Below are 22,291 nucleotides of genomic sequence, written 5' to 3' on the forward strand. Positions count from 1 at the left end.
ACCATGTGGACGAGAGACGAGATGGCTGCGATCGCTGCGGCCGAACTGCGCGACGGCGAATACGTGAACCTCGGCATCGGAATCCCCACGCTCGTGGCCAACCACCTTCCGGCGGGCGTACACGTCACCCTGCAGAGCGAGAACGGGCTGCTCGGCATGGGCCCGTTCCCGATCGAGGGCGAGGAGGACGCCGACCTCATCAACGCCGGCAAGCAGACGGTCACGCTGCTCGACGGCGGCTCGTACTTCGATTCGGCGACATCGTTCGCCATGATCCGCGGCGGCCACGTCCAGGTCGCGATCCTCGGCGCCCTGCAGGTGTCGGGCGCCGGCGACCTCGCGAACTGGACCATCCCCGGCAAGCTCGTGAAGGGCATGGGCGGCGCGATGGACCTCGTCGCCGGCACCCCGCGCGTCATCGTCGTCACCGAACACGTCGCGAAGGACGGCAGCCCGAAGATCGTCGCCCAGTGCGATCTCCCGCTCACGGGCATCGGCGTCGTCCACCGGATCATCAGCGACCGTGCCGTGTTCGATATCGTCGAGGGAGCGCTCGTCCTGCGAGCGTCCGCCCCCGACCAGACCGTCGCCGAGCTACGCACCCTGACCGGGGCGGAGTTCACCGTCGAACTCGATCCGACCACAACCGGCGGCGTGCCGAGCGCCCCGACCACGCCTCAGGAGGCACGAGCATGAGCACCGTCATCGTCGGGTACGCCCGCACCCCGTTCGTGAAGTTCAACGGACAGTTCGCCGCCGTCCCCGCGACGGAGCTCGGTGCGCACGCCATCCGCGCCGCCCTGTCACGCGCGGGTGTCGACGCAACCGACGTGCAGCAGGTCATCGCCGGCCAGGTGCTCCAGGGTGCCGCGGGACAGAACCCCGCACGACAGTCCGCGATCGGTGCCGACATCCCGTTCACCGTACCGGCGATCACCATCAACGCGGTCTGCCTGTCGGGCATGGAGGCCATCGTCTCGGGCACGCGGCTGATCGACGCCGGTGAGGTCGACGTCGTCGTCGCGCTCGGACAGGAGTCCATGAGTCTGGCCCCGCACGCCTGGTCGGGATCGCGCGCCGGAAAGCGCTACGGCGCACTGGAGCTCATCGACACCCTCGATCACGACGGCCTGACCGACGCCTTCGAGCACCGCTCCATGGGGTCGTCCGCCGAGGAGCGCAACGGCTCACTCGGCATCGCACGCCCGGAGCAGGACGCCTGGGCCGCCGGATCGCACCAGCGACTCGCCGCGGCGGCGGCCATCCAGGCCGAGGAGATCGAACCCTTCGCCGTCCCCGGCCGCAAGGGCCCGACGATCGTCAGCACCGATGACGGGCTCCGCGCTGACACGACCACTGAATCGCTCGCCGGCCTGCGTGCCGCGTTCGGCGCGGAGGGCACCATCACCGCCGGGAACTCCTCGCAGATCACCGATGGCGCTGCCGCCGTGGTCCTCATGAGCGAGGAGGCCGCCGCGGCCCGAGGCCTGACGCCGATCGCTCGGGTCGTCGCCCATGCATTCGTCGCCGGACCCGATGTGAGCCTGCACGCGCAGCCGTCGAACGCGATCGTCGCAGCCCTCGCCAAGACGTCTCACGGCACCGCCGATCTGGCCGCCATCGAGATCAACGAGGCGTTCGCGGCTGTGGCGGTGCACTCGACGAACGAGCTCGGTGTCGACGCAGGCATCGTCAACGCGAACGGCGGCGCGATCGCACTCGGCCACCCGATCGGCGCCTCCGGCACCCGCATCGTCGGCCATCTTGCGCGTCGTCTCGCCGCCGCAGGGCCGGGTTCGATCGGCGCCGCGGGCATCTGCGGCGGTGGCGGCCAGGGTTCCGCGATCATCCTGGAAGCCCTCTAGCCGTCCACAACTCCTGCGGCCTGCTTCCCCTTCCGCCGCCAGCCGTCCACAACTCCTGCCGTCCGGCCTCCACACCAGCCCAGGACGGAGGGTCGGGGCCTCTGGGAGCGGGCCGGCAGGAGTTATGCGCGTGGGGCAGGCGCGACGCGATCGGTCGAGCAGGAGTTGCGAACAGGAAGCGGCGGGGGCTCAGCCGCTGACGGCATAGCGGAGATGGACGACACCGGCAGCGAAGCGACGCTCGTCGAGCAGCTCGAAGCGTCGCCGCAGGTTGGAGGGCAACGCACGCAGCCCTCCGCCGACGGTCACCGGCGAGATGAACAGCTGGACTTCGTCGACGAGGCCCGCCGCCATCGCCTCGGCCGCGAGGTGCGGGCCGCCGACGCTCAGGTCGCGCTCCAACTCGACCTTCAGACGCCGCACGGCCTCGGGATCGAAGGATCGCTCGAGCCGCGTCCGCGCCGTCGACACCGCGTCGAGCGTCGTCGAGTAGACGATCTTGTCGGCGTCGAGCCATTGCGCCGCGAAGTCTGCGATCTCCGGTGGCTCGTCGGTCAGTTCGTCGGCGGTCTCCCAGAAACTCATCACCTCGTACATCCGGCGGCCGAAGAGGTAGGTGCCGACGGTCCGCTGCAGTTCGTTGACGGAGGCGTGGACCTCGCGGTCTGGCATGCTCCAGTCGAAGCGCCCTTCCTCATCCGCCAGATAGCCGTCGAGCGAGGTGATCGCCGAATAGATGAGCTTGCCCATGAGACCTCCGCCGCTGGTGCCGGTACACGCCAGAGGTTAGGCCGCTCGGTGCGGGCGACACAAGCCCGTGCGGGTCACGATCCTGCTGTGGACGGTGAGGGCTGTGCCGTGAGCAGGCCCACCAGCAGGCTCTGCAACCGGATCCGGTCCGGTCCGGTCACGCCGCCCAGCACCGGTTCGAGCGCGTCGGCGACCTCGGCGGTCGCCGCGGCGGCCTGAGCGAGCCCCTCAGCGCTGAGGAAGACCTCGACCGATCGACGGTCCCGCTCGCTCGGCGCCCGCTCGACGAGGCCGCGTTTCTCTGCGCGGGAGACGAGCCCGGTAAGCGTCGACTTGTCGAGTCCGAGGTACACGGCGAGCGCCGTCATCGTGAGGCGTCGGTCGCGCAGTATCCCGAGCACACGCATCTGGGTGAGGGAGAGGTCGTGCTTCGCTCCAACAGCGCTCAGGACGCCTGTCGTGATGAAGGACGTCTGCACAAGCGCGTCGACGAGGTCGTCGGATGCTGCTGTCGCTTCATCTCGCCGTCCGTCCATGTGATGCAGCATAGCTTGCCTTAGTTGGGGTTACCAACTACATTTACTTGGTAATACAAATCAAATAAGGAGCTCACAATGCATGCAGCACTCGTCACCCGATTCGGTCAGGCCCCGCAGTACGCGGAGGTCGCGGCCCCGATCGCCGGTCCGGGCGAGATCGTCATCGACGTCCTCGCCTCGGGCCTCCATCACCGCGTCCGCTCGCAGGCCGACGGCTCGCACTACACGAGCACCGACGAACTCCCCCTCACACCCGGCGTCGACGGCGTTGGTCGCGATCCGGAAGACTGCTTGCGATACTTCGTGCTCGACGACACGACCCACGGCGCGATGGCCGAGCAGGTCGCGATCGATCCGCGCCACAGCCTCGTCCTCCCCGAAGGCAGCGACCCGATCGCGATCGCCGCCGGAATGAACCCGGCGATGTCCTCGTGGATCGCCCTCAGGAAGCGCATCTCCTTCAGCCCCGGCCAGAGCGTCCTGATCCTCGGCGCAACCGGGAGCGCAGGCCGCCTCGCGATCCAGATCGCCGCGCAACTCGGCGCGAGCCGCATCATCGGCGCCGGCCGAAACGCAGAGCGACTGTCGGAACTCGCCGCGCTCGGCGTGACGGACACGGTCCTGCTGGACAACGACGCCTCGGCGACCGCGGCGCGACTCGGCGTCACGGCAGACGTCGACGTCGTCCTCGACTACCTCTGGGGAGCCCCGACCGCTGCGGCGATGACGGCGGTCGTCACGCAGCGCGCCGACGCTGCTCGAGCTCTCGATTGGATCGAGATCGGCTCGATGGCCGGGTCGACCGCGGCGATCCCGTCAGCCGCGCTCCGCGCGTCCGGCCTGCGCATCGTGGGCAGCGGCCAGGGCTCGGTCCGTGCTCGCGACATCCTCTCGGAGCTCCCGAGCCTCGCTGAGGAACTGTCAAGCGGACGCCTCGACATCGCGGCGAGGGCGATCCCCCTCGCCGACGTCGAACAGGGCTGGAACCTGCCGCCGGACGGCACCGAGCGCCTCGTGATCATCCCGACCCACTGAGGCCGCCGCCGACGTCGCGCGGGTAGGACGCGAGATGTCCAGCCGGCGCGACTCACGCGCGACTCACGCGCGGATGACGAGTGTGGTGAACGAGTCCGCGGGCAGGGTCGGCGCGATGACGTCGCTGCCGACGACCATCTGCACCGTCAGCGGCTCGCCGAGATCGTTCTGCATCACGAGGACGATCGCTCCGTCGGTGTTGCGGAACGCGAGCAGGTTCTCGTGACCGGACCAGCTCGTCGTCTCGAGACGCTGGGCCCCGGGCTCGAGGAAGTGGTTCAGGTGTCGCATCAGGTAGTTACTCGTGGGTGTACCGGAAGGTGTTCGTGTGCGGGTCGACGACGACGAGCGAGTTCTGCGCCCAGCCCCACCGGCTGACGCCGCCCTCGGTGAGCGCCAGGTTCCAGTACGTGTACGCCTGCGCCCCGTTGAGGAAGAAGTGGCGCATGAGCCCCCAGGTGTGGCGGGCGAAGCGCCAGTCGTTCCGCCCATCACCGCACTCCTGCTCGGTCTGGTAGAGCGCGAGATCCGGATGCGCGTGATGCACGGCCGCGATCGCACCCTTGCCGGCCCATTGGAATCCGACGCCCTGGACCCACGGACCCGCGGCCGGGTCGCTCAGCACCGTCTCGACCTGCGCGTCGTGCGGGCGCTCCTGGGTGCCGAGGAAGACCTTCACGCCGAGGCGGTCCATCGCGGGACCGAGCACCGCGATGAAACGGGCCAGGCCCTCCGCCGTCCACACGCAGCTCGGGAAGACCTGCGCCGAGTTGAACTCGTTCTGCGGCATCACCATCTCGACGCGGATGCCCTCGTCGCCGTAAGCCTTTACGAAACGGGCGAAGTAGCGGGCGTAGGTCTCCAGGTAGCGGTCCTCGAGGATGAACATGTCGGTGCCCTCCTCCCCGAGCTGATCGTCGCTGATCCCGTTGTCGACGGCTGAGCCGTCCCACGGGCGGGCGGCGGCGTAGTGCCCGTTGGTCTTCATCCACGTCGGCGGACTCCAGGGCGACGCCCACAGCCGCAGGTCGCCCTGATAGCGCTGGGCCGCCTGGATGAAGGGCACCAGGGTCGCCCGGTCGTGGTCGATCGAGAAGTGCTCGAGTTCGAAATCGCCGTCGACCTCGTCATAGGAGTACCAGTCGGTGGAGAAGTCGTTCGCCCCGACGGGCATCCGGCAGAGCGACAGGTTGAGACCTTCGCCCGGGGTGAAGAGGTCGGACAGGATGGCCTCGCGGTCGTTGTCGGACAGCAGCCCAAGGGCGGCCCACCCGAGTTCGTTGAAGCAGCCGCCGATACCGTCGACGGTCTGCTTCGGCGTCATGACGTCCACGATCACGTTCGGCATGCCATCCATCGCGCTGAACAGCATCGGTTCCTGAGGCCGCCACGGAGCGTCCTGGGTCGTCACGATCCATTCGACCGTCCTCGGCGTGGTGGTGTGACTGGTGCTGCTGCTCGTCATCGAGTGCCTTTCGAGGGGATCCGGAAGGATCTCGGCCGCTGTCTCAGACCAGTATGTTGCAGAATGCGCGAAAACCGAAGACTGGTTCGTATTGGCTGGACGGCGGGGCTCACCCGGAGCCGGTGGGCGGGATATCCCGCTACCGCGAGTGGGTGGACCGCCCTAAACTCTGGGCATGGTCGAAACCCCCACGACCCGGGCACTCCAGCCCGGGGCCGACATCCCAGACGCCCGCGGGCGTACGGGTCTGCATCGCACGGGCCTCGACCTCAGCGGCAATCCCGGGGTCGAGGTCCACGAGGTCGAACTCATCGCCTCCCCCTGGCACGTGCTGCGACGCACCACCTTGAACGTGCAGACCCGCGACGGTTCCTAGTCCACGCAGCAGCGCGAGACCTACGATCGCGGCAACGGCGCCACCATTCTGCTGTACCACCCCAGCACCCGGAAAGTCCTGCTCACGAGGCAGTTCCGGTATCCCGCCGACGTCAACGGCCACCCGACGGGTGACCTCATCGAGACGGCCGCAGGCCTCCTCGACGACGATGACCCCGAGACCGCCGTCGCGCGCGAGGCCCTCGAGGAGACCGGTTACGCGGTCGATGCGCTCGAGCACGTGTTCGACGCCTTCATGAGCCCCGGCTCCGTCACCGAACGTCTCCATTTCTACGCCGCCGTCTACGACCCAGCCGCCCGCCAGGGCGACTGGGGTGGGCTCGCCGAGGAGGGCGAGGAGATCGAACTCCTCGAACTCGACATCGACGACGCCATCGCGCGCATCGGCGACGACATCATCGATGCGAAGACCATCATGTTGCTCCAATGGGCCAAGCTCTCCGGCCCGTTCGCGGCAAAGCGCTAGATCCCCCGAGCCTCCCAGACCCCGAGCTCGCCCCATCCGTGCCTGTGTGCACCCTGCGCCACCCGACCCCGGGTGGTCGGTCGGCGAACCCGAACGCTGAGCGGCCACCCGGATCACGACGATGTGACCACCACCCACCCGAGAGGAACCTCATGAGCTCAGCCACCCATGATCCGACCACCTACCCGACGACGCTCGGCGAGCTCCAGGCCGCCCTGCCCGGCGCGGTCTCGCTGCCTGGGGACGAGGACTGGGACGTCGCACGCCTCGCGTGGAACCGAGCGGTGGACCAGCAGCCGGCAGCGGTCGTCGTGCCGCGCGACGTCGAGGAGGTGATGACGGCCGTACGCTTCGCCGCGTCCGCCGGTCTGCAGGTCACCGTCCAGGCCGCCGGACACGGCGCGAGCAACCCCCTCACCGGTTGCATCCTGCTGCGGATGAGCGCATTCACGACCATCGGCGTCGACCCGACCACACGCACGGCCACCGTGGGCGCCGGCATCACCTGGGGTGAACTGCTGCCAGCGCTCGACGGGACGGGACTCATCGCCCTCGCCGGCAGCAACCCGAACGTGAGTGTCGCCGGCTACCTCCTCACCGGCGGGCACTCGTGGTTCAGCCGGCGCGACGGCATCGCCGCGCACTCCATCCGCTCGGTCGACCTGGTCGACGCGAGCGGGGAGTTCCGTCACATCGAGGCGGAGCACCAGCCGGAGCTGCTCTGGGCACTGCGGGGTGCCGGCATCGACCTCGGTGTCGTCGTCTCCATCGACATCGACCTGCCGGTGGCACCGGTGCTGACGGGTGGCAAGCTCGTGTTCGACGGCGCCCTCGCGCGACAGGTCCTGACGACCGTCGCGGAGATCGGCGCATCGAGCGGACCCGAACTCTCGCTCTTCGCCACGGTCGTGCGGATGCCCGACATCGAGGTCGTGCCGCCGCCGCTCCGTGGCCGCCTGGTCACGACGGTCGACCTGGTGCTCACCGGCCCGGCCGACGAGGCGGACGCGCTGATCGCCCCGCTCAGAGCGCTCGGCACGCCCATGCTCGACACCGTCGCGCCGTTCCCGATCGGCCGACTCGCGGCGATCTCGGCAGAGCCGGTCGAACCGAGCGCCAGCCGCGGGTGGGCCGGATTCGCGGAGAAGCTCACACCAGGGCTGATCGACGCGATGATCACCATCGCTTCACCGACGAACGGCTCTGCGGCGAGCTTCGCCCAGGTACGCATCCTCGGCGGTGCCGTCGCGCACCTCGACGGGAGCGACGACGGCATCGCCGGGACCGTCGACGGCGGCGTCCTCGTCTACGCACTCTGGGAGGGCGGTGACGAGCGGGGGCTCGTCGACGCCTCACCCCTGAGCGCCCAGGCCGAGGAACGCGCGTTCGCGTCGTTCCTCATGCCGGGCGACACGCTCGAGCGCGCCTACCCGAAGGCCTCGCTCGATCGTCTGGCTGCCGTGAAGGAGACCGTGGACCCGACCGGTCTGCTCGTCGGCAACCGAAGCCCACGCTCGGCCTACCGAGGCTGAGCGCGATTCCCGCCGGCCGGCACGCGGCCCCGAACGCGATGCCGACCGGCGAGGTGGCGCCTCAGGCCGAGCGGATGATGTCCGTCAGGACGGCGCAGCCGAAGTCCAGCGCCTCGAGCGGTACACGCTCGTCGACACCGTGGAACATGCCCGGGAAATCGAAGTCCGCCGGCAGCCGGAGGGGGATGAACCCGTAGCCGGTGATCCCGAGTCGGGACAGCGCCTTCGCGTCGGTGCCCCCGGGGATGAGGTGCGGGAGGACCGTCGCTCCCGGATCGTGGCGCTCGATGGCCGCGGCGATCACCGAGACGATCTCGCCGTCGTCGGGTGACTCCATCGCGATGAGTTCCAGCTGGACCTCGACGTCGACGCCCGGTCCGGCCGCCTCTCGGATCCGGGCGATGACCTCATCGCGTTGCCCGGGAAGGAACCGTGCGTCGACGGTCGCCGTGGCCGACTCCGGGATGACGTTCTCCTTGTACCCACCGGAGAGCATCGTGACGTTCGCGACGTTCTGGAGCCCGGCCCTCAGAGGCGCTCGGCCCGACGAGCGCAGCGAGCTCGAACGGCGACAGCTCCGCCGATGCGCCGGTCAGCTCGCGCAAGCGTTCGAAGAGGTGCGTCGTCGTCGCGGTGAACGACACCGGCCAGTCGAGTGCGCCGATCCGGCCGACCGCGGCGGCGAGCTTCACGATCGCGGAGTCGGTGCTTGCGAGCGAGGCGTGTCCGGCCGCGCCGTGGGCGGCGAGCCGCAGCCAGAGCACGCCCTTCTCCCCGGTGTTCAGCAGGTAGGCGCGCGAGTTGCGCTGGTCGCCGAGGGTGACGCTGTAGCCGCCGCCCTCGCTGATGGCGTCCCGGACACCCGCGAACTGTTCCGGGTGGTTCTCGACCATCCACTGCGACCCGAGGACGCAGCCGGCCTCCTCGTCGGCGAAGAAGGCGAGCACGACGTCGCGTTCGGGCTGCTCGCCGGCGGTGATGAGGCGTCGGACCGAGGCGACGATCATCGCGACCATGTTCTTCATGTCGACGGCGCCGCGACCCCACAGGAGGCCGTCGGCGATCTCGCCCCCGAAGGGGTCCACGGTCCACGCCGCCGCGTCCACCGGGACGACGTCGAGGTGACCGTGCAGCAGCAGCCCGGGCAGGGAGCGATCACGGCCGGGCCAGCGTGCGACGAGGTTGGTGCGCCCGGGTTCCGCCTCGAAACGCTCGCAGACGATGCCGACCTCGCCGAGCAGCCGTTCGACGAGGTCCGCCGCTCGTGACTCGCCGACCGCTCGGCCACCACCGAAGTTCGAGGTGTCGATCCGGATGAGGTCACGGGTGATCGTGACGACCTCGGACAGACCGAGTGGGTCGCTCATGCGGAGGGCGCCGTCGTCGGAGACTGCACCGGCCGCGGAACCACGCTGAAGCGACGATTGGCCAGCGAGGGGACCCGCGCCCGGACGGCGTCCAGGCGCGCGACGTCGAGCTCGGCGAAGACGACCCCGGGGGCTTCGCCGGCCGCTGCGATGACGACGCCTGCCGGGTCGACGATGATCGAGTTGCCCGTCGCCAACGGGCCGGTCTGGTTCGCGCTCACGACGTAGGCGGTGTTCTCGATCGCCCGAGCGCGGACGAGCGTCGTCCAGGCGTCTTCCTTGCCTGGGCCGACGATCCACATCGCCGGGAGCAGCAACACGTTCGCGCCAGCATCGATGAGGCGCCGGGCGCTCTCCGGGAAGCGGAGGTCGTAACAGGTGAAGGCGCCGACACGGAGGTCGCCGAGGTCGAGCACGAACGGCTCGGTGATCTCCCCCGCCGTGATGCCATCGCTCTCCGCATAGCCGAAGGCGTCGTACAGGTGCACCTTGCGGTAGCTCGCGACAACCACGCCCTCAGCGTCGATCGCGACGAGCGTGTTGTACGGCAGTCCGCCCGGGTTCTCCTCGATGGTGCCGATCACGACGGGCAGCGAGCGGGCCGCGGCAGCCGCAGCGACACCCGCGATGAATGGTCCGTCGAGCGGCTGCGCGATGGCCGCGAGCGCGCTCGGGGGCTCCTTCGTCGCGTAACTGCTCATCTCGGGAAGCACCAGGAGTTCAGCTCCGCCGGCTGCCGCCTCGCCGAGGAGGGCGATCACGCTCGCGAGGTTCTCGTCGATGTCCGTCCCGGCGGAGAACTGCCCGGATGCGATGCGCATGTGAAACCTCGTTCCGTGGGATGGACGTCACCCGACTGCAGGCGACCGTTCGCCCACCCTAGACCGAGACGGTGCGCGCCCGTCGCCGCAGACGCAGCTTGCCCTGTGCGACGAGGATGCCGAGGACCACGACGACGCCGCCGACCGGTTCGTTCCAGTGCAGCACCTCGCCGAGCACGAGGATGCCGAGGACCACGCCGACGAGCGGGGTGAGGTAGGTGACGGTCGACGCGGCCGTCGGGCCCCAGGTGTCGACGATGGTGGTCATCCAGATGTACGCGACACCGGTGCCGAGCGCGCCGAGGGCGAGCATGCTCAGCACCACCGGCAGGTCGAGGGAGACGGGCTGCATCGCGATGAACGGTGAGAGGACCAGCATGATGACGGCGGCCAGCGAGATCTCCACGGCCGAGATGACGACGGCGTCGTAGTGGTGTGTCCCCAGCACGAACTTCCGCAGGTAGACGAACGCGATGCCGTAACAGAGCGTGGCGCCGAGACAGGCGAGCTGGGCGGGCACCGACTCGAGGATCGCCGGGTCCGCCAGCATGCGCCATGGACCGACGACGATCGCGACGCCGAGCGCACCGACGAAGATGCCGAACACCTGCAATCCGCTCAAGCGCTCCTTCGGCAGGAGGATCGCGCCGACGGCGAGCGTCATGATCGGTGTCGTGGCGTTGAGGATGCTCGACAGCCCCGACGGCAGGAACTGCCCTGCCCACGAGAACAGCAGGAACGGCGCGACGCAGAGGAAGACCGAGACGACCGCGAGGTGGGCCCAGAGGCGTCGCTCGCGCGGCCACCGACGACGGGTGACGAGCATGATGACGCAGAGCGTGAGTGCTCCGAGCACGAGCCGGGAGAGCGCAACCTGGGCAGGTGCGAGCCCCGTCAGGCCCGTCTTCATGAAGAGGAAGCTCGCACCCCAGATGAGCGCAGCACCGAGGTAGGCGAAGAGGACGCGCCTGGAGCCGGCGGCGCGCCTGAGGCTGCCGGGTGCTGCTGTTCCTGCCGTCGTCATCGCGCTCCTGTCATCGGACCCAGCTCAGCTTGGCAGCATCCGCCGACACCGCCGACCCGACACCACTTCCCTATCTCAGGAAGCGGGCGGCGTGTCGCCCTCCTCGGCGGCTCCTGCAGCCGACACGCCGAGCGCATTCCTGAGTTAGGCAGAGAGTGCAGCCGGCTCCAGGCGGTGGATGGCATCGACGAGCGGCGCGAGTTCCGGGAGCTGCTCTGCGGCGCCGAGCGACGCTTCGAGCGCGCGGTCGTGCACGGGGCGGGCCGCTTCGAGGAGCGCCTTGCCGGCGGCCGTGAGCTCCGTATAGATGCCCCGGCGGTCGTCGGCGCAGAGGATGCGGGTGAGCAGGGCGCGCTCCTCGAGGCGGTTCACGAGACGGGTCGTGGCGCTCGGGGACAGCGCGGTGGCACGCGCGAGTTGCTGCATCCGCATGTGCCAGCCGTCCTGGCGGCTCAGGGCGTCGAGCACGGTGTACTCGACGACGGAGAGCTTTGCCTCAGCCTGGAGCGCCCGCTCGAGGTCGGATTCGATCGCTCCATAGAGAGCGGCCAATGTCCGCCAACCCTGCGCTCGAACCTCGACGGCGTCATCGGCGATACCCATCGTTCCTCCTCCGTCACAGCCTGTGGTCAAGTTCGTTGCACGCGCGCATATCCGCTTGCGCAATTAACGAGCGTGTGCAACCATATTTATCACGCGCTTGCAACTACCAGCGTACGCGCTTCACCTGCTGAACACCAGCACCCATCCACTCCAACCCACGGAATCGCAGGAATCATCATGCCCATCGGTCTCATCGCTCTCGCCCTCGGCGGCTTCGGCATCGGCCTCACCGAGTTCGTCATCATGGGCCTCCTCCCCGAGGTGGCCGCTGACTTCGGTGTTTCGGAGGCCGCCGCCGGGTGGCTCATCTCCGGTTACGCCCTCGCAGTCGTCGTCGGCGCACTCGCGCTCACGGCCGCCGTCACCCGCCTCCCGAAGAAGCCCGTCCTCCTGGCACTCATGGTGCTCTTCATCGCCGGCAACCTCGTCTCCGCCCTCGCCGGCAGCTACGAGCTGATGATGGCAGGACGTATCATCGCCGCGCTCAGCCATGGCGCGTTCTTCGGGATCGGCTCCGTCCTCGCCGCGTCCATGGTGCCCAAGCACAAGCAGGCCGGTGCCATCGCGATCATGTTCACCGGTCTCACCGCCGCGAACGTCCTCGGCGTCCCGTTCGGCACGCTCCTCGGCCAGCAGTTCGGGTGGCGCTCGACGTTCTGGGCCATCACGGTGATCGGCGTCATCGCGTTCTTCGGCATCCTCGCGCTCGTTCCGAAGCCGAAGGAGGACGAGGTCCCCGGCTCCCTGCTCGCCGAGCTCCGCGCATTCCGCTCCGGTCAGGTGTGGTTGTCGATCGCCGTGACCGTCCTCGGCTACGGCGGCATGTTCGGTGCGTTCACCTACATCGCGTACACGCTCACCGAAGTCAGCGGGTTCGCCTCGACGACCGTGCCATGGCTGCTCATCCTCTTCGGTGTCGGCCTGCTCGTGGGCAACATCGTCGGCGGCAAGGCGGCGGACCGCAACCTCGATCGCACGCTCATCGTCGTGATCGCAGCGCTCACCGTCATCCTCGTCGCGTTCGCTGCGAGCGCACAGTCGCCGATCGCGACCGTCTTCGCGCTGGTCCTCATGGGTGGTTTCGGTTTCGCGACCGTGCCAGGCCTGCAGATGCGCGTCATGCGGTACGCCTCGTCGGCTCCCACGCTGGCCTCCGGCGCGAACATCGCCGCGTTCAACCTCGGCAATGCCCTCGGTGCCTGGCTCGGCGGCGTGACGATCACGGCGGGTCTCGGCTACACCTCGCCGATCTGGGCCGGTGCGGCGATCAGCCTGCTCGGACTCGTCGTCATCGTCATCGCTGCGGCCGCCGCCAAGCGGTCCCGTCCGCAACTCCTGCAGGACGCACCGACCGGCAGCATCCGCACGGACGTCCCGCAGTCGGTCTGAACCGACCCGCGCATCCAGCAGGAGTCGTGAACCATTCCGGCCGGCTCCATCCGACACCTCCCTCCCGCAGAACGGACATCATGACCTCGACCACCACTGTGCCCACCGTCACCCTCAACACCGGCACGACCATGCCGCAGCTCGGCTTCGGCGTGTTCCAGGTGCCGGACGACGAGACGACCGCTGCTGTCGCGAGCGCCCTGGAGGCCGGCTACCGCAGCATCGACACCGCCGCGATCTACGGCAACGAGCGCGGCACCGGCCGAGCCATCGCCGAGTCGGGCGTCGACCGCGACGAGCTATTCGTCACGACGAAGCTCTGGAACGACGACCAAGGGTTCGACAGCACGCTGCGCGCCTTCGACGACAGCCTCGGGAAGCTCGGTCTCGACAGCGTCGACCTGTACCTCATCCACTGGCCGGCACCCGCGAACGACCGCTACCTCGACAGCTGGCGTGCGCTCGAGCGCTTGTTCGCCGAGGGTCGCGCGAAGGCGATCGGCGTCTCGAACTTCCAAACCGAGCACCTGCAGCGCGTGATCGACCTCGGAGGCATCATCCCTGCGGTCAACCAGGTGGAGGCGCACCCCGCGCTCCAGCAGCGCGAGGTGCAGGCGTTCGGCGCGAAGCACGGCATCCTGACCGAGGCGTGGAGCCCGCTCGCCCAGGGCGGCCTCCTCGGCGATCCGGCGATCACCGACATCGCAGCACGTGTCGGTGCGACGCCCGCCCAGGTCATCCTGCGCTGGCACCTCGACCACGGCCGCGTCGCCATCCCGAAGTCGGTGACGCCGGCGCGCATCCGTGAGAACCTCGCCTCGGTGTCCGTGCAGCTCGACGCCGACGACCTCGTCGCGATCGACGCCCTCGACCGCGACGGCCGCGACGGCCCGCACCCCGCCGACGTCAACTGAGGGACACCTCGACAAGCTCGGCGAGCGGGACGAGGGCCCGCCCCCGGTCCCCGAGCCTGTCGAGGTGCGCACCACCATCTCGGCTACCGTGGGCGGATGAGCGACAAGCACGCACCGAGCGACACGATGATCGCGCTGGCGGAGCACTGGGCGGCCGAGCGTCCCGCGATGCAACCCGGCAGCCCCACGATCACCATGCTCGGCAAGGGCACGGCGAACGAGGTCGCGGCCGTGGAACTCGACGGCGGCGAACGCGCGATCGTCAAGCTCTCACCCGCGTCGACCGACGGACTCGCCTACGAACGCGAACTCGTGTGCACGGAGGCCCTCGCGCTCCGCGTCCTCGGCCGAGCCGACGTCCCGCAGCCGGAGATCATCTTCGAGGCGACCCTCGACGACCGCGACGCCCTGGTGATGACCGAGCTCACGGGTCGGCCGGCGGACAGTACCGAGACGGTTCCCCTCGGTCGCAGGCTGCTCGGCCGGACGCTCGCGCGTCTGCACGAGGCGGGGAACACGCCGTTCCACGTGGAACGCGACGACCAGGACGGCACCGCGGTACCGGGCTCGGACACCGGGCTCGACGACGACAACGCCTTCGGCTACCCGTTCCGCCCCGAACTCCAGGCGGCGAGCGCGGCAGAGGCCTACCGGCTGATGCTCGAAGCGGTGCTGGCGGATGCTGCCCGATTCGAGGTCGAGCTGCCGATCGAGCCGGACGCCATCCGCGGTCTCGTCGAATCCTCACTGCACGCCTTCGCTTCTGTCACCGTGCCGACGCTCGTGCACTTCGACCTCTGGGACGGAAACCTCCTCGTCATGCCGGAGCACGGTGCCGATGCCGCTGAGCTTACGGGCGTCATCGACCACGAGCGCGCTCACTGGGCGGACCCGACCGCAGACCTCGTCTCGCTCGCCCTCTTCACCGATGTCCCGGAGACGATCTCCGCCGACGCCGAGCTGCTCAGCGGCTATCGCGATGGGTCCGGCCGCGAGCTCCTGCCGGATGACGACGCTGAACGCCGCGCCCGCCTCTGGTCGCTCTACCTCGCGCTGATCATGGTGGTGGAGGGTGTCCCGCGTGGCTACCACGGCGACTGGTTCGTGGAGCACGACGCGACGGTCCGTGCCTGGATCGTCGACATCGTCGGCTCAATCGCCTGACACCGGCATGGTCGACTCGACCGCGCGGGCTACGCGCCGCTAGACTGGTCGGCTCGCCAGGCGGTGGGCGGCCTACGCGCAAGCGAAGGGTCCGTTCGGGAGCGACACGCTCCCTGGAGAGTGTGATCATGGGCTACATCGACGTCAGCGATCTCAGTTACACGCTGAGCGACGGCCGGACCCTGCTCGACGAGGTCTCGTTCCGGGTCGGCGAAGGTGCGATCGCCGCGCTCATCGGGGCGAACGGCGCCGGCAAGACGACGCTGCTGCGCATCATCCGCGGCGAGCTCCAGCCGGACTCCGGTGTGGTGTCGATCGACGGCGGTCTCGGCGTCATGGACCAGTTCGTCGGCCGGGGCGGCACAGAGCAGACGGTGCGCGACCTCCTCGTGAGCGTCGCCCCTCCGCGCGTCCGGGCGGCTGCCGAAGCGGTCGACCGCGCCGAGCTGGCGCTCATGGAGGACGACGTCGAGGCGACGCAGATGGCGTACGCGACGACGCTCGCCGAGTACGCGGATGCCGGCGGCTACGATCAGGAGGTCCTCTGGGACAACTGTGCCGAAGCGGCTCTGGGTATCTCCTACGACCGGGCGCAGTGGCGGACGCTGAACACCCTGTCGGGCGGCGAGCAGAAGCGACTCGTCCTCGAGGCGTTGTTCCGCGGCCCCGAGCAGGTCCTCCTCCTCGACGAGCCGGACAACTCCCTCGACGTCCCGACGAAGCGCTGGCTGGAGGGCATGCTCGCCGAGACGCGCAAGACGGTGCTGCTCGTCTCCCACGATCGCGAGCTCCTCGCCCAGGCGGCGACACGCATCATCACCCTCGAGGTCGGAGCCGCCGGGAGTACGACCTGGACGCACGGAGCGAACTTCCGGACGTATCACGAGGCGAGAGAGGCGAGACTGGATCGGCTCGACGAGCTCCGGCGCCGGTGGGACGAGGACCGCATCAAGCTCCGCGCCCTGGTGCTCCGGCTCCGCGAGCAGTCGAAGTTCAACGACTCGATGGCCTCCCGGTATCGTGCGGCGCAGACGCGGCTCGCGAAGTTCGAGGAGGCCGGGCCACCCGAGGAGCGTCCGAAGGATCAGCAGGTCGCGATGCGGCTGCGAGGGTCACGGACGGGCAAACGCGCGGTCGTCTGCACGAAGCTCGAGCTCACGGGCCTCATGCAGCCGTTCGATTCGGAGATCTGGTTCGGCGAACGCATCGGCGTCCTCGGCTCGAACGGCTCCGGCAAGTCCCACTTCCTCCGGCTCCTCGCGGGCGGCGGGACCGACCCGGATCCGAGCGCCGGCCATCTGGCCGCTGCGGGCATCGAACTGGAACCGGTCCTCCACGACGGCGTCGCGACCCTCGGCGCACGCGTGCAGCCGGGTTGATTCGCGCAGTCCCATCGTCATCCGGAGCTCGTCGGCAAGACGCTGCTCGACATCCTGCACCGCGGTGACGAGCACCGCACCGGGCTCCCCAGGGAGGCGGCGAGTCGCGTCCTCGACCGCTACGGCCTGGCCGGTGCTGCCGAGCAACGGTTCGAGTCGCTGTCGGGTGGCCAGCAGGCGCGCTTGCAGATCCTGCTGTTGGAGCTGTCGGGCGCGACCCTGCTGCTGCTCGACGAGCCGACGGACAACCTGGACCTCGTCTCGGCCGAAGCGCTCGAACAGGGACTCGCGGGGTTCGAGGGGACGGTCATCGCGGTGACGCACGACCGCTGGTTCGCTCGAGGTTTCGACCGTTTCCTCGTGTTCGGTGCCGACGGTCGCGTCCAGTCATCCGATGGCCCGATCTGGGAGGAGACCCGCGTCGCCCGCGCCCGCTAGTCGTCGGGTACCGATTCTGGTACCGGATGACGATCATCGACATCTGCCTGCTCTCAACATCTCGTTCAGCGACGCAGAGCTCGCACAGCTTCGAGCATCGGTGGCCGACACGGACGCTTCCCTGAAGTCGTTCGTGCACGATGCCGCCTTCGCTGCTGCCGATGATCGGAAAGTGCGGGACTTCGGGCTCCTGGACGCGGCCGTTGCGCGACCCCAGAGCATGGTTTTCGGGCTTGATGCGTACCCCGACCTCTTCACCAAGGCCGCGGCCCTGTTGCACTCCGTCGCCCGGAACCGCGCGTTCCTCGACGGCAACACGCGAACTGCATGGGCGAGTACCTGGGTGTTCTTGGGTGCGAACGGCATTCGGTTGGACAGTCGGTTCGATGTTGATGCGGCGGAACGTCTCATGGAGGCGGTTGCCACCGGCGACGGCGAACTGGCGTTCATCACATCCGCGCTCCGGGGATTCGCTCTTCTGCCGTCGGTGTGACGGCGAGCGTCCCGGGCTGCCCGCGGCGGACCTACAGCGATGCCCGGCAGGCACCCCCGCACGCCCCGGGCCGGACGTCAACCCGCAGCGCTTCGGCGCCGGGTTGCCTACGCTTGCGAGGATGAACGGGGCGAGGAGGTGACGGCTGTGCGGCACAGCATCACCATCGATCGCGCGTCCTACGAGATCGATCCGAGCGTCGACATCTCGGATCTGAAGGCGGAACTCGAATCGGCGGTGCGGAGCGGCGGACAGTTCGTCAGCATCGTGGTCGTCCGGGATCGACTCCTCGACGTCCTCATCACACCCGGGCTGACCGTGCGGATCGAGACGACGCAGGCTCGCGGCCTGGAAGCGGTGCCCGCGCTGGAGGATTCGCCGGTGCAGGTGTTCGACGAATTCGACGAGTTCGACGACCTCTGAGGCCTGCCTGCACGCGAGTCGGCGCCGTCAGGGGCCGAGGGTCATGAACCGAGAGTCGTGCTCGGGTACTCCCCGAAGCGGCTCGTGTACGAGGCGGAGAACCTCCCCAGGTGGGCGAAGCCCCAGCGTCCGGCGATCTCCGCGACGGTCGTCCCGCTCGGGTCGCCGGTCTGCAGCTCCTCCTGGACGCGGTCGAGACGGATCCGGCGGAGGTAGTCGTGCGCGGTGATGTCGTACTCGCGTCGGAATGCGCTCTGCAGGCTGCGCTGGCTCATCTCGGCGGCAATGGCGACGTCCTCCGTCCGGATCGGCAGGTGCGCGTTCGCGATCATGAACTCGACCGCCACGCGGGTCTTCCCGGCGGGCGGCAGACCGATCTCGACCGGGGCGTGCAGCGCGGTATGCGGAAAGGTCTCGAGCAGGGCGATTGCCGCCGCACGATTCGCCTCCGCCCGCAGGAGCGCTGGGCTCGTGTCGTCGTAGACCACCCGGGCGACCGCGGTCACCGAAGCGGCCCAACGACGGAGAGCGGTTCCGGTCGGCCGGGCTGTGGTGTCGAACAGGATCGGACCGCTCGCCCCTTCGACGTCTCCGGCGACGCGTTCGACGAAGGCACCGTCGAAGTGCATGAGGTTCTGCCGGTAGTCGGTGAAGTCGAACTGCGCGAGCCTGTCGTTCGCGAAGACCGCCGGTTGGCCGTGCACCAGACGCACCGGGTCGCCCAGGAGGTCGGTCGCGCCGTCACCGCCGGTGAGCCACGACACGATGTACTCGCCCTCCGTCAGCACGGCACCCGTGACCCGCCCGGTGAACTGCGTGCCGCGGAGCGTGAGTTCCTCGTCACCGACGGAGGTGTACCGGTACGTGAACTCAGCGGCTGTCGGCTCGATGATCATCTCGCCGGCGTTGTACGCTCCACCGAACAGCTCCTGGGCCTGTTCGATGTCGCTTCCGGCAACCTCGAACCGGTCAGCAGGGGCTGGGTTTTCGCTCATCGAACATAGAATCTCATGAGGATCCTGTGCTCACGCCCTCAAGCGCTCGTCTTTCGTCAAACCGATGGGACAGGAAGTCGGTCAACCACACTGGCCAACGGCCGTTGTGCATCTCCGAAGATCTCGGCCAGAGCGACCGATGCCATCCCGACAAACGGCCCCAGCACCGACGTCTCATGGGTGGCCTCGGGAAGCCGGGACCAGATGGTCAGCATCGTGACGTCCGCGCGATCGCCCATCCACCATCCGACGACGTTGTCCGACTCGATGAGCACGACGTCGTCGGTTCCTCCGAGCACCACAGTGTCCCGGCCCACCGTGATACCGCCGTCGTGCGTCGCGCTCCGATGGGTGCACTCGAAGATCACGTCCGCACGATCGAGCAGCCTCATCGAGGTCTGGGCGTCGTCGAAGCTGAGGAAGTCGGGCGCCGAGGCGCCATCCATCCACTCCGTCACGATCCCACCCCCAAAGCGATGCTGCGCGGTTGTCCCGGCGGCCCCTGCATGCAGGGGTCGTGACGGCGTCCTCGCGAACGCCTGCACCTGACCTTAGGCCGCAGGCTCCATGTGCCGCACACTTCCCGCGGCGGGTTCCGGCACCATGCGCATGCCTTTCGCGCTGTTCGCCTGCTCGAGGAGCACGGCCAGCCACTCGCGGTTCAGCTCAGGAGCCCGACTGCCGTAGAAGGAGAACTGCAGCGGGATCATCGGGTTCAACCACAGCGACTGCCGGCCGGTCCCGCGACCGGGGACGGCGTCGAGGTGGAATGCGAAGCTCTCATTGCGGCGGAACTTCGTGAAGATGACCGTCTGGAGGTGAGCCAGCAGACGGTCCTCGATCTCGTGCGGTGTCGGCGGGGTTCCGTACAGCAGATTTCCCATGAATGCGCAATCCTGTCTCTCCTCGTCGCCCAGATCTCAGGCGTCGCCGCAAAGCTACGCTCCATGCCCGGAGCGAGGCCGCCGACTATCCGGATTACGTACTCACCGCGTCCGTTCTGCCCGGATGCTCACCTGGCGTTCAGCTGCCGAAGGCCCAGGCTTCACGGTCGCCGCGGAGGCGCGCGGCGAGCGCCGTCGCCTGTTCGTCGGTGAGCGACGCGACGTAGTCGAGGATGCCGCGCGCACGACCGAGTCTGCCGAGGGCGCGCGCGTCGATCTGCGGGCGGTCGCGGGCCTTCGCGTCCGGGTCGATGGGCAGCCATTCCGGATTGTCGGCGCGCAGGCGGAAGTAGCCGTCGGTCGCGAGTTCCACGAAGTCGAGGAGCTTCTGCGGAGCGCGTGGGCCGTCACGCGGGTCGTCGAGCCAGCTGTCGAGCTCCGTCACGAGCACGTCGAGCACCTTCGACTGGCCGCGCTGGTAGGTGGCGAAGTCGGGTCGGTCGATGACGAAACGGGTGTGCACGAACTTCAGCACGGTGACGTCGTGCCAGGCCTCCGGCAGCAGTGCGACGTGTCCGGAGCGGACGTTCGGCTCCTCGACGACGAGCACCGAGCGCTGCAGCCGGCCGATCCAGGACGAGACGAATGCCTCGATGGCTCGCTCGGTGCGACTGGATCCGTCGAACGGAACGGCAAGCAGGCCTTCGACGAGCTCGGTCGACACCCGCTGCACGGAGGCACGGAAGTGCTCATCACTCGCGATCCACGGGTCGCGCGACACGATGCGGCGACGCAGGAGTTCGAGCGAGTGGCCCGGCGTGCGGTTCCAGAGCTCGTCGGCGTCGAGTGCGGCGAGTGCGGCCTGGTCGCGCAGGAAGGTCCTGAACTCCACCGCCACCGCCGCCTGCTGGAGGACGCCCGCCCGGTAGAAGTCGTCGAGGTCGTGGAGCGAGTACGCGATGTCGTCGGCGACGTCCATGACGGAGCACTCGACCGTCTGTTGCCAGGGTGCGATCGCGGTGAAGGCGCTGCGGGCGTCGAGCATGTCGTCGAGGTCGAGGGTGTAGGCGGAGAACTTCGGCGGCGCGGTCTCCCAACGGCTCGCGGTCGAGCCGCGCGGCAGACGCGTCGGGTCGTCGGAGTCGATCTGTGGCCGACTCAGCGTGCGGCCCCACGGGTACTTGAGCACTGCCGCGCGGGATGCCGCCGTGAGGTTGAGGCCCTCCTTGACCGTCTCGCACACGTCGAGCGCCGCGAGGATGCGGTACGACTGCGCATTGCCCTCGAAGCCCTCCGCGAGGCCCAGGCGCTCCCGGGCGAGGCGGTCCAGGACCTGCTCTCCGAGGTGGCCGAACGGCGGGTGCCCGAGGTCGTGCGCACTGGCGGCAGCCTGGACGACGACGGGATCGCAACCGCCGAGGCGTTCGACGATCGCGGTCTGCTCTGCGTCCGTCGTCGTCAGCTGCATCGCGATCGCGCGGGCGACCGCGGTCACCTTGATCGAGTGCGTGAGGCGGTTGTGCACCACCTGGCCGACGCCGGACGGCGACACGACCTGCGTCACGGCGGAGAGCCGCGCGAAGTACGGCGAGAACCGGATGCGTTCGAGGTCCACCCGGTACTCCGGATAGTCCTCGCCGGTGGCGAACCGGTCGACGGTCTCCGGGATGAGCCGGCGTCTGCGCTGTTCGTCGTCCATCCACTCACCCTATTGCGCCCGCGCGATGGCAGACTGCTGTCGTGCATCCGATCGATCGTCTCCGCGCGGAGATCGCTGCGCACGACTCCAACGCATGGGCGCGCGGCCTCGGATACGAACCGCTGTTCGTCGCATCGCCGGAGGCCCGCATCCTCATCATCAGTCAAGCGCCAGGCCGACTCGCGCAGGACTCCGGCATCCCGTGGAACGACCCGAGCGGCGTGCTGCTGCGCTCCTGGCTCGGCCTCACGAACGACGAGTTCTACGACCCGCGCAACGTGGCGATCATCCCGATGGACTTCTACTTCCCGGGCAAGGGCACGAGCGGAGACCTCCCGCCCCGGCGGGGCTTCGCTCCACGCTGGCATCCCCCGCTGCTCGAGCAATTGACCGAGGTGCGGCTCACGATCCTCATCGGCGCCTACGCCCAGCGCGCCTACCTCGGCGAACGAGCCGGACGGACGCTCACGGATTCGGTCCGGGCGGCCGAGACCTACCTCCCGTTCTTCCCGATCGTGCACCCGTCACCGCTCGCGCGCGGGTGGCGGTCGAAGAACCCGTGGTTCCAGGAGGAGACCGTTCCACGACTCGCCGAGCACGTCCGGAGCGCGCTGACCGATCCCTGACCGGTCAGCACGCTCACTCGCGCG

Annotated in this window: 24 protein-coding genes and 2 pseudogenes; 13 read left to right on the forward strand and 13 right to left on the reverse strand. The window is 68.9% G+C overall.

Going from position 1 to position 22,291, the window contains the following annotated elements; translation table 11 throughout:
• The first annotated feature begins 3 nt into the window (after positions 1–3).
• Together ABMA10_RS20880 and ABMA10_RS20885 are read left to right on the forward strand one after the other, a co-directional pair.
• Complete coding sequence (locus ABMA10_RS20880; protein WP_347869781.1) at positions 4–696, forward strand: CoA transferase subunit B; 693 nt, start codon at positions 4–6, stop codon at positions 694–696.
• On the forward strand, positions 693–1,865 hold the full coding sequence (locus ABMA10_RS20885; protein WP_347869782.1) for an acetyl-CoA C-acyltransferase: 1,173 nt from the start codon (positions 693–695) through the stop codon (positions 1,863–1,865). Before ABMA10_RS20880 ends, ABMA10_RS20885 begins: the two co-directional genes overlap by 4 nt.
• Positions 1,866–2,054: 189 nt before the next feature.
• On the opposite strand, the gene ABMA10_RS20890 is transcribed toward ABMA10_RS20885, so the two are convergent.
• Positions 2,055–2,615: a dihydrofolate reductase family protein gene (locus ABMA10_RS20890; RefSeq protein WP_347869783.1), complete on the reverse strand. Its 561-nt coding sequence runs from the start codon at positions 2,613–2,615 to the stop codon at positions 2,055–2,057.
• 74 nt (positions 2,616–2,689) lie between these two features.
• Positions 2,690–3,151: a MarR family winged helix-turn-helix transcriptional regulator gene (locus tag ABMA10_RS20895; protein WP_347869784.1), complete on the reverse strand. Its 462-nt coding sequence runs from the start codon at positions 3,149–3,151 to the stop codon at positions 2,690–2,692.
• A 78-nt stretch (positions 3,152–3,229) separates the two neighbouring features.
• Between ABMA10_RS20895 and ABMA10_RS20900 the strand changes: the two genes are divergently transcribed.
• Positions 3,230–4,189 (forward strand): quinone oxidoreductase family protein, encoded by a 960-nt coding sequence (locus tag ABMA10_RS20900; RefSeq protein ID WP_347869785.1) that lies wholly within the window; start codon positions 3,230–3,232, stop codon positions 4,187–4,189.
• Positions 4,190–4,252: 63 nt separating this feature from the next.
• Here ABMA10_RS20900 and ABMA10_RS20905 read toward each other — a convergent pair whose 3' ends face one another.
• Positions 4,253–4,480 carry a glycoside hydrolase family 30 beta sandwich domain-containing protein gene (locus tag ABMA10_RS20905; protein ID WP_347869786.1) on the reverse strand — a complete coding sequence of 76 codons (228 nt, stop codon included), beginning with the start codon at positions 4,478–4,480 and terminating at the stop codon, positions 4,253–4,255.
• 7 nt (positions 4,481–4,487) lie between these two features.
• Entirely contained in the window at positions 4,488–5,654 is a 1,167-nt protein-coding gene (locus ABMA10_RS20910) for a glycoside hydrolase family 30 protein (RefSeq protein WP_431030977.1), read from the reverse strand.
• 175 nt (positions 5,655–5,829) lie between these two features.
• Between ABMA10_RS20910 and ABMA10_RS20915 the strand changes: the two genes are divergently transcribed.
• The 3 genes and pseudogenes from ABMA10_RS20915 to ABMA10_RS20925 all read left to right on the forward strand — a co-directional run bounded on the left by ABMA10_RS20915 (position 5,830) and on the right by ABMA10_RS20925 (position 8,048).
• The gene (locus tag ABMA10_RS20915) at positions 5,830–6,030 is read left to right on the forward strand and encodes a hypothetical protein (RefSeq protein ID WP_431030978.1); all 201 of its coding nucleotides are present in this window, start codon (positions 5,830–5,832) and stop codon (positions 6,028–6,030) included.
• 18 nt (positions 6,031–6,048) lie between these two features.
• A pseudogene (locus ABMA10_RS20920) lies at positions 6,049–6,516 on the forward strand (NUDIX domain-containing protein); the annotation flags it as partial.
• A gap of 152 nt (positions 6,517–6,668) precedes the next feature.
• Complete coding sequence (locus tag ABMA10_RS20925) at positions 6,669–8,048, forward strand: FAD-binding oxidoreductase (RefSeq protein ID WP_347869789.1); 1,380 nt, start codon at positions 6,669–6,671, stop codon at positions 8,046–8,048.
• A gap of 61 nt (positions 8,049–8,109) precedes the next feature.
• Here the strand turns inward: ABMA10_RS20925 and ABMA10_RS20930 are convergent, their stop codons facing one another.
• The 5 genes from ABMA10_RS20930 to ABMA10_RS20950 form a co-directional block, all read right to left on the reverse strand.
• Positions 8,110–8,544, reverse strand: coding sequence for a M20/M25/M40 family metallo-hydrolase (locus tag ABMA10_RS20930; protein WP_431030979.1), 435 nt, complete (start codon positions 8,542–8,544; stop codon positions 8,110–8,112).
• On the reverse strand, positions 8,456–9,415 hold the full coding sequence (locus ABMA10_RS20935; RefSeq protein ID WP_431030980.1) for a M20/M25/M40 family metallo-hydrolase: 960 nt from the start codon (positions 9,413–9,415) through the stop codon (positions 8,456–8,458). The genes ABMA10_RS20930 and ABMA10_RS20935 overlap by 89 nt, the downstream gene beginning before the upstream one ends.
• Positions 9,412–10,236, reverse strand: a complete 825-nt coding sequence (locus tag ABMA10_RS20940; RefSeq protein WP_347869791.1) for a carbon-nitrogen hydrolase family protein — start codon at positions 10,234–10,236, stop codon at positions 9,412–9,414. Before ABMA10_RS20940 ends, ABMA10_RS20935 begins: the two co-directional genes overlap by 4 nt.
• 58 nt (positions 10,237–10,294) lie before the next feature.
• The gene (locus ABMA10_RS20945) at positions 10,295–11,260 is read right to left on the reverse strand and encodes a DMT family transporter (protein WP_347869792.1); all 966 of its coding nucleotides are present in this window, start codon (positions 11,258–11,260) and stop codon (positions 10,295–10,297) included.
• 144 nt (positions 11,261–11,404) lie between these two features.
• Positions 11,405–11,863: a MarR family winged helix-turn-helix transcriptional regulator gene (locus ABMA10_RS20950; RefSeq protein WP_347869793.1), complete on the reverse strand. Its 459-nt coding sequence runs from the start codon at positions 11,861–11,863 to the stop codon at positions 11,405–11,407.
• Positions 11,864–12,040: 177 nt separating this feature from the next.
• On the opposite strand from ABMA10_RS20950, the gene ABMA10_RS20955 reads away from it, so the two are divergent.
• From ABMA10_RS20955 to ABMA10_RS20980, 6 genes and pseudogenes are all read left to right on the forward strand, one after another.
• Positions 12,041–13,252 (forward strand): MFS transporter, encoded by a 1,212-nt coding sequence (locus ABMA10_RS20955; protein WP_347869794.1) that lies wholly within the window; start codon positions 12,041–12,043, stop codon positions 13,250–13,252.
• Positions 13,253–13,332: 80 nt separating this feature from the next.
• The gene (locus tag ABMA10_RS20960) at positions 13,333–14,166 is read left to right on the forward strand and encodes an aldo/keto reductase (protein ID WP_347869795.1); all 834 of its coding nucleotides are present in this window, start codon (positions 13,333–13,335) and stop codon (positions 14,164–14,166) included.
• A gap of 96 nt (positions 14,167–14,262) precedes the next feature.
• Entirely contained in the window at positions 14,263–15,330 is a 1,068-nt protein-coding gene (locus tag ABMA10_RS20965; protein WP_347869796.1) for a phosphotransferase family protein, read from the forward strand.
• 128 nt (positions 15,331–15,458) lie between these two features.
• Positions 15,459–17,147: pseudogene (locus tag ABMA10_RS20970) on the forward strand (ABC-F family ATP-binding cassette domain-containing protein).
• A gap of 133 nt (positions 17,148–17,280) precedes the next feature.
• A complete protein-coding gene (locus ABMA10_RS20975) occupies positions 17,281–17,640 on the forward strand; it encodes a type II toxin-antitoxin system death-on-curing family toxin (protein WP_347869797.1) in 360 nt (119 codons plus the stop codon).
• Between the two features lie 147 nt (positions 17,641–17,787).
• Positions 17,788–18,063: a hypothetical protein gene (locus ABMA10_RS20980; RefSeq protein ID WP_347869798.1), complete on the forward strand. Its 276-nt coding sequence runs from the start codon at positions 17,788–17,790 to the stop codon at positions 18,061–18,063.
• Between the two features lie 41 nt (positions 18,064–18,104).
• On the opposite strand, the gene ABMA10_RS20985 is transcribed toward ABMA10_RS20980, so the two are convergent.
• The 4 genes from ABMA10_RS20985 to ABMA10_RS21000 form a co-directional block, all read right to left on the reverse strand.
• Entirely contained in the window at positions 18,105–19,058 is a 954-nt protein-coding gene (locus ABMA10_RS20985; RefSeq protein ID WP_347869799.1) for a helix-turn-helix transcriptional regulator, read from the reverse strand.
• 56 nt (positions 19,059–19,114) lie between these two features.
• A complete protein-coding gene (locus ABMA10_RS20990) occupies positions 19,115–19,516 on the reverse strand; it encodes a hypothetical protein (RefSeq protein ID WP_347869800.1) in 402 nt (133 codons plus the stop codon).
• A 93-nt stretch (positions 19,517–19,609) separates the two neighbouring features.
• A complete protein-coding gene (locus tag ABMA10_RS20995; RefSeq protein ID WP_347869801.1) occupies positions 19,610–19,942 on the reverse strand; it encodes an ATP-dependent DNA ligase in 333 nt (110 codons plus the stop codon).
• A gap of 139 nt (positions 19,943–20,081) precedes the next feature.
• Positions 20,082–21,641, reverse strand: coding sequence for a deoxyguanosinetriphosphate triphosphohydrolase family protein (locus ABMA10_RS21000; RefSeq protein WP_347869802.1), 1,560 nt, complete (start codon positions 21,639–21,641; stop codon positions 20,082–20,084).
• Between the two features lie 41 nt (positions 21,642–21,682).
• On the opposite strand from ABMA10_RS21000, the gene ABMA10_RS21005 reads away from it, so the two are divergent.
• Entirely contained in the window at positions 21,683–22,267 is a 585-nt protein-coding gene (locus tag ABMA10_RS21005; protein WP_347869803.1) for a uracil-DNA glycosylase family protein, read from the forward strand.
• Positions 22,268–22,291 lie beyond the last annotated feature (24 nt).

The sequence above is a fragment of the Plantibacter sp. RU18 genome (assembly GCF_050613355.1).
Classification (GTDB): Bacteria; Actinomycetota; Actinomycetes; order Actinomycetales; family Microbacteriaceae; genus Plantibacter.

Bases quoted from the DNA above. Each gene is read 5' to 3' on its own strand.
- ABMA10_RS20880 (WP_347869781.1), top strand. From the start codon at position 4: ATGTGGACGAGAGACGAGATGGCTGCGATCGCTGCGGCCGAACTGCGC.
- ABMA10_RS20885 (WP_347869782.1), top strand. From the start codon at position 693: ATGAGCACCGTCATCGTCGGGTACGCCCGCACCCCGTTCGTGAAGTTC.
- ABMA10_RS20890 (WP_347869783.1), bottom strand. From the start codon at position 2,615: ATGGGCAAGCTCATCTATTCGGCGATCACCTCGCTCGACGGCTATCTG.
- ABMA10_RS20895 (WP_347869784.1), bottom strand. From the start codon at position 3,151: ATGGACGGACGGCGAGATGAAGCGACAGCAGCATCCGACGACCTCGTC.
- ABMA10_RS20900 (WP_347869785.1), top strand. From the start codon at position 3,230: ATGCATGCAGCACTCGTCACCCGATTCGGTCAGGCCCCGCAGTACGCG.
- ABMA10_RS20905 (WP_347869786.1), bottom strand. From the start codon at position 4,480: ATGCGACACCTGAACCACTTCCTCGAGCCCGGGGCCCAGCGTCTCGAG.
- ABMA10_RS20910 (WP_431030977.1), bottom strand. From the start codon at position 5,654: ATGACGAGCAGCAGCACCAGTCACACCACCACGCCGAGGACGGTCGAA.
- ABMA10_RS20915 (WP_431030978.1), top strand. From the start codon at position 5,830: ATGGTCGAAACCCCCACGACCCGGGCACTCCAGCCCGGGGCCGACATC.
- ABMA10_RS20925 (WP_347869789.1), top strand. From the start codon at position 6,669: ATGAGCTCAGCCACCCATGATCCGACCACCTACCCGACGACGCTCGGC.
- ABMA10_RS20930 (WP_431030979.1), bottom strand. From the start codon at position 8,544: ATGCTCTCCGGTGGGTACAAGGAGAACGTCATCCCGGAGTCGGCCACG.
- ABMA10_RS20935 (WP_431030980.1), bottom strand. From the start codon at position 9,415: ATGAGCGACCCACTCGGTCTGTCCGAGGTCGTCACGATCACCCGTGAC.
- ABMA10_RS20940 (WP_347869791.1), bottom strand. From the start codon at position 10,236: ATGCGCATCGCATCCGGGCAGTTCTCCGCCGGGACGGACATCGACGAG.
- ABMA10_RS20945 (WP_347869792.1), bottom strand. From the start codon at position 11,260: ATGACGACGGCAGGAACAGCAGCACCCGGCAGCCTCAGGCGCGCCGCC.
- ABMA10_RS20950 (WP_347869793.1), bottom strand. From the start codon at position 11,863: ATGGGTATCGCCGATGACGCCGTCGAGGTTCGAGCGCAGGGTTGGCGG.
- ABMA10_RS20955 (WP_347869794.1), top strand. From the start codon at position 12,041: ATGCCCATCGGTCTCATCGCTCTCGCCCTCGGCGGCTTCGGCATCGGC.
- ABMA10_RS20960 (WP_347869795.1), top strand. From the start codon at position 13,333: ATGACCTCGACCACCACTGTGCCCACCGTCACCCTCAACACCGGCACG.
- ABMA10_RS20965 (WP_347869796.1), top strand. From the start codon at position 14,263: ATGAGCGACAAGCACGCACCGAGCGACACGATGATCGCGCTGGCGGAG.
- ABMA10_RS20985 (WP_347869799.1), bottom strand. From the start codon at position 19,058: ATGAGCGAAAACCCAGCCCCTGCTGACCGGTTCGAGGTTGCCGGAAGC.
- ABMA10_RS20995 (WP_347869801.1), bottom strand. From the start codon at position 19,942: ATGGGAAATCTGCTGTACGGAACCCCGCCGACACCGCACGAGATCGAG.
- ABMA10_RS21000 (WP_347869802.1), bottom strand. From the start codon at position 21,641: ATGGACGACGAACAGCGCAGACGCCGGCTCATCCCGGAGACCGTCGAC.